The sequence below is a fragment of the Kitasatospora sp. NPDC101176 genome (assembly GCF_044768035.1).
Classification (GTDB): domain Bacteria; phylum Actinomycetota; class Actinomycetes; order Streptomycetales; family Streptomycetaceae; genus Kitasatospora.
The window spans coordinates 1-5,369 of sequence record NZ_JBIWPA010000059.1; the positions used below are offsets into that span (position 1 = coordinate 1).

2 protein-coding genes and 1 pseudogene are annotated in these 5,369 nt (G+C 75.6%); all 3 read right to left on the minus strand.

Going from position 1 to position 5,369, the window contains the following annotated elements; all coding sequences use genetic code 11:
* A pseudogene (gene gdnG / locus ACIRS1_RS38315) lies at positions 1-3,724 on the minus strand (guadinomine polyketide synthase module 3 GdnG); the annotation flags it as partial.
* A 30-nt stretch (positions 3,725-3,754) separates the two neighbouring features.
* On the minus strand, positions 3,755-4,549 hold the full coding sequence (locus ACIRS1_RS38320) for a CmcJ/NvfI family oxidoreductase (RefSeq protein ID WP_360223327.1): 795 nt from the start codon (positions 4,547-4,549) through the stop codon (positions 3,755-3,757).
* A gap of 53 nt (positions 4,550-4,602) precedes the next feature.
* Positions 4,603-5,369, minus strand: a 767-nt coding sequence (locus ACIRS1_RS38325; protein WP_402847299.1) for a beta-ketoacyl reductase, incomplete at its 5' end; no start/stop codon positions are given.

Genomic DNA, 5,369 nt, shown 5'->3' on the forward strand with positions numbered 1-5,369 from the left:
CGTCGGTGGTGGTGCCGGTGACGTGCCAGTGTCCGGTGGGGGCGGGCGGGTTGTCCTCGGTGGTCTCCTCCCACCGGACACCCACCAGCCAGTCGGCCCACTCGGGGCCGGCGCCGAAGCCCTCGCGGGGGGCCGGGCGGTCCTGGAAGCCCGCCACCTCGACCACGGCCGTCCCGGACCCGTCCAGCAGGACGATGTCCCAACGGCCGTCCGCGGTGCGGCGCGCGTGGACCCAGTGGGCCCGCCGGTCGGCGTCCCGGTGCACCGTCAGCCGGTCCGCCGCGAACGGCAGCCGGGCGGTGCCCTCGGTGCCGGCGGCGAGCGCGACGGCCTCGGTGGCCTGGAACAGCGCGTCCAGCAGCCCGGGGTGGACCGGGGCGACGGGCTCGGCGCCCGCCGCCGGGGCGACGGTGGCCAGCACCTCGTCGCGGCCGGCCCAGATCCGGTCCAGCCGGCGGAAGACCGGGCCGAGTTCGATGCCGCCGTCGGCCAGCCGCGCGTACAGCTCCTCGCGGTCGACCTCCCGGTCCAGCCGGTCGCGGACGGCGGTGACGTCCACCACCGGCGCGGCCCCGGCCGCCGCGGCGCCCTCGGGCACCCGGCCGGTGGCGTGCACCGAGCCCTCCTCGTCGGCCCCCTCCGGGACGCCCACCAGGCGGAACTCCCGGTCGGTGCCCGACGGCGCCGGGCTCAGCACGAGCTGGACCGTCCGGGTGCCCTCGGCGGGCACCACGAGGGGCTCGGGGAAGACCACGTCGCGCAGCTCGACGGCGGCTGCGCCGGTGCCGGCCTCGACGGCGCTCGCGGCCATCGCCAGGTGGCAGGCGGCCGGTGACACCAGGGCGCCGGCGACCCGGTGCTCCGCGAGGAAGGGCTGGGTGCCCGTCCCCAGCGCGCTCTGGAAGACCGTCGCCCGGAACACCGGCAGCCGCACCTCGGTGTCGAGCAGCGGCCGCACCCGGGCGGCGGCGCGGCCGGCGCCGGCCGGCGCGGTGAACCAGTGGCGCTCGCGCTGGAAGGGGTAGGTGGGCAGCGGGACGCGGCGCGGCCGCGGGCGGCCGTCGACGGCGGCCCAGTCGACCGGCACCCCGCGCACGTGCAGGGCGGCGGCCCCGGCGAGCAGTTCGGCCTCCTCGCGGCCGGGGCGCATGCTCGGCACCCAGGCGCTGTCCTCGCCCCGGTCGCCGGTCAGGCCGGTCCGGGCCAGGCCGAGCAGCACCGGCTTCGGGCCGGTCTCGACGAACACCCGGGCGCCGGCCGCGTGCGCGGCCAGGACGGCGTCGGCGAAGCGGACCGGCGCCAGGGCGTGCCGCACCCAGTACTCGGGGTCGCACAGCTCCTCGGCCCCGGCCGGGGCGCCGGTGAGGTCGGACACCACGGTGATCCGCGGCGGCGCGTACCGGACGCGGCGGGCCACCGCCCGGAACTCCTCGGCCACCGGTGCCATCAGCGGCGAGTGGAAGGCGTGGGACACCGGCAGGCGGCGGCCCTCCACCCCCTGCCCGGCGAGCACCGCCAGGACGGCGTCCACCTGTCCGGCGTCGCCGGAGACCACGATCTCGCCGGGCCCGTTGACGGCGGCGACGGACACCAGGGGGTGCTCGGCGACGGCGGCGGCGACCACGGCCTCCTCGGCCCGCAGCGACACCATCACCCCGCCCTCCGGCAGGGCCTGCATCAGCCGGGCCCGCTCGGCGACCAGCAGCAGGGCGTCCTCCAGCGGGAACACCCCGGCCACGCAGGCCGCCGCGATGGCGCCGACGCTGTGCCCGAGCACCACCTGCGGGGTGACGCCCCAGGACTTCCAGAGCTCGGCCAGGGCGTACTCGACGGTGAACAGCGCGGGCTGCGTGTACTCCGTGCGGTCCAGGTCGTACGGGGCCTCCCCGACGGTGTCGGGGTGCAGCACGGAGAGCAGGGGGCGGTCCAGGGTGCGGTCCAGGACGGCCGCGCACCGGTCGACGGCCTCCCGGAACACCGGCTGGGTGCGGTACAGCTCCCGCCCCATGCCGGGGTACTGGGAGCCCTGGCCGGTGAAGAGGAAGGCGGTGGTGGGGGCCGGCCGGTGGGCGGGGACGAAGCCGGTGACGGCGCCGCCCGTGGTCAGCCGCTCGACCAGCTCGGCGGCCGAGCCGCCGACCACGCCGAGGCGGTGCTCGAAGTGGTCGCGGCCGGTGTTGGCGGTGCGGCAGACGTCGGCCAGGTCGGCGCCGCCGGCACCGCCGGCCAGGAAGGCGGCCATCCGGGCGGCCGCCTCGTCCAGGGCGTCCTCGGTCCGCGCGGAGAGCGTGAGCACCTGCGCGGTGCGCCCGGGGGCGCCCCCGGCGGTGTCGGTGGTGTCCGCGGGTGCGTCGGGTGCGGCGGCGAGCAGGACGTGCGCGTTGGTGCCGCTCATGCCGAAGGAGCTCACCCCGGCCACCCGGACGCCGCCGGGGACCTCGGGCCAGGCCGTCGGCCCGGTGGGCACGACGAAGGGCAGGCCGTCCCACTCGATGTGCGGGCTGGGTTCGGTGAAGTGGACGTTCCCCGGGACCTCCGCGTGGCGCAGGGCGAGGACCGTCTTGATGATGCCGGCGATGCCCGCCGCGCCCTCGGTGTGGCCGATGTTGCTCTTCACGGCGCCGAGCAGCACCGGGTGCCCGCTCCCGCCGAAGACGCTCGCGAGGGCGCTGACCTCGATCGGGTCGCCGAGCTGGGTGCCGGTGCCGTGCGTCTCGACGAAGGCCACCTGCTCGGGCTCGACCCCGGCGTTCTCCAGCGCGCTGTGGATCAGCTCCACCTGGGCGCGGTGGTTGGGGACGGTGAAGCCGCTGGCCGGACCGTCGTGGTTGACCGCGGAGCCGCGGACCACGGCGAGCACGGTGTCGCCGTCGCGGTGGGCGTCGGAGAGCCGCTTGAGCACGACCATGCCGCAGCCCTCGCTGCGGCCGAAGCCGTCGGCGCTCGCGTCGAAGGTCTTGCACCGGCCGTCGGGGGCGAGCGCCCCCGTCCTGGCGAGCGAGAGCGAGGTAGTCGGGGACAGCCGCAGGTGCACCCCGCCCGCCATGGCGAGCTCGCACTCGCCCAGCCGCAGTGCCGAGACGGCCTGGTGCAGGGCCACCAGGGAGCTCGAACAGCCGGTGTCCAGGGCCATGTTGGGGCCGTTCAGGCCCAGGGCGTGGGAGATCCGGCCGGAGGCGAAGCAGAAGCCGGTGCCGGTGGCGTCGTAGTGGTCGAGCCGGGTGCCGTGCGCCTCCTCGACGAGGCGCGCGTAGTCGTTCTCGGCGATGCCGACGAACACGCCGGTGCGGCTGTTGCGCAGCGAGCGCGGGGCGTACCCGGCGTCCTCGACGGCCTCCCAGGCCACTTCGAGCAGCAGCCGGTGCTGCGGGTCGAGCCGGGCCGCCTCCTTGGGGGAGATCCCGAAGAAGAGCGGGTCGAAGCGGTCGACGTCGGCGACGAAGCCGCCGTGCCGGCTGTAGAGCTTGCCCGGGGCGGCCGGGTCGGGGTCGTAGAGCGACTCCATGTCCCAGCGGTCGGCCGGGACTTCGGTGATGGCGTCGACTCCGCCGCGCAGCAGCTCCCAGAAGGCCTCCGGGCCGCCCGCGGAGGGGAACCGGCAGGACATGCCGATGATCGCGATGTCCTCGCGGGTACGGGCGAGCTCGCCCTCCAGCTTGTCGATGACGAAGACGGACTGCTGCAGCGCTGCCAGCAGATCGGCGTCCGGAGTCGGTCCGGCCATGGTGTGGTTCCCCTCCAGCAACTCAGCGGTTCAGCGCTTGAAAGCGCACATCCAGCGCACCTCGATGCTGCGGCGCAGCGGTGCGTCGTCCGGCGCGGTCGGATCGGTGAAGGCCGAGTGCAGACAGGTCGGCGCGCGGTCCGGGCGGGTGTCGAGCTGCTTGAACATCAGCAGCTCGTCGGTCCGCATCCGGGGGAAGTAGTAGAAGCGGTGGCCCTCGTCGAAGACCGGGGACGACTCGGGGTGCGGCTCGCCCACGCTCGTGTAGTAGTAGTCGTGGATGTGCTCGCGCGGCACCGTCCGGGCGTCCATCAGGGCCAGCGGGTGCTGGAACACCTCGCGGTCGACGGGCTGCCAGGTGTTGTACCAGGCGAAGTCGTGGTCCTGGTCGGAGCCCAGTTCGATGCCGAGCTCCTCGATCCGGGAGCGGGTGTAGCCGAACGGGTCGCCGAGGCCCTTGTCGCCGTGCAGGAAGCCGGCGTAGCCGGCCTCGAAGTCCTCCGGGTCGCCCCAGCGGACGAAGTGGTGGGTGACGAAGACCTCGTCGGCGCCGCTCTGCTCCTTGACCAGCGGGGCGAGCTCCGCGAAGTACCGGCCGAGGACGGCGGACTCGTCGCGGAAGTCGACCTCGGTGCGGTGTTCGAGCAGGGTGAAGCCGGTGGTGTCGAGGCCGTACTCGGTACCCCGGGCGTTCGCGACGGGGACGTCGTGCCGCACGGTGTTGGTGGCGAGGGAGCCCCAGTCACCGATCTCGGGTGCGGTCCCGCTGTCACGCCACCGGGGGGCGAGGTAGCGCACTCCGGCGGTGATGGTCGGGGTAGTCACTCTGGTACCTCTGTTTCGTTTCGCCGTTCGTGTGGGGGAGTCCGGGCACCCGTTCAGGCGTTCCGGTGGCTCTGGTACTTCTGCGAGATCCGGGCCATCAGGTCGCCGACCGCGTCGCCGGTGGGGGCCGCCGGTGCGGGTGGTGCGTCCTGCCGCCCCGCTGCGCCGCCCCGGGCCCGGACGGGTGCCGCGGCGTCGGCCGTGAGGCCGAGCTCGCGGGCCAGGAAGCCCACCAGCTCGTCGAGGGTCGGGTAGGTGAAGGCGACGGTGGTGGCCAGTTTCAGGTCGAGTCCGGCGGCGATCCTGGACCGGAACTCGACGGTCATCAGCGAGTCCATGCCGAGGCTGAAGAAGCCCTGGTGCGGGCCGATCGGCGCCCGCGAGCCCAGCACCGTGCGCAGCGTCCGCTCGACCCAGGAGGCGAGGAACGCCCGGGGGTCGGCGGCCGCCGCGAGCTCCTGGCGGGCGGAGGGCGGTGCGGTGTCCGCGGCCCGGTCGGGCCGGCCGCCCGGGGCGGTGACGGCGCCTTCGGCGGTGGCGCCGAGCCGGGCCAGGTAGCCGGCCGGCAGGTCCTCGCCGAGCGCGGTGCGGAACCGCCGCCAGTCCGCGGCCAGCACCGCGACCTCGTGCGTCGCCCGCCCGGTGCGGGCCAGCCGGACCGCGAGGCGGGAGCCCTGGTCGGCCGGGAGCATCCGCAGGCCGATCCGGTCGTAGGCGTCGCCCTCGTCCGCGGCCATGCCGACCTCGGCCCAGGGGCCCCAGTTGACGGCGAGTCCGGGCAGTCCGAGGGAGCGGCGGCGGGCCATCAGGCCGTCCAGGT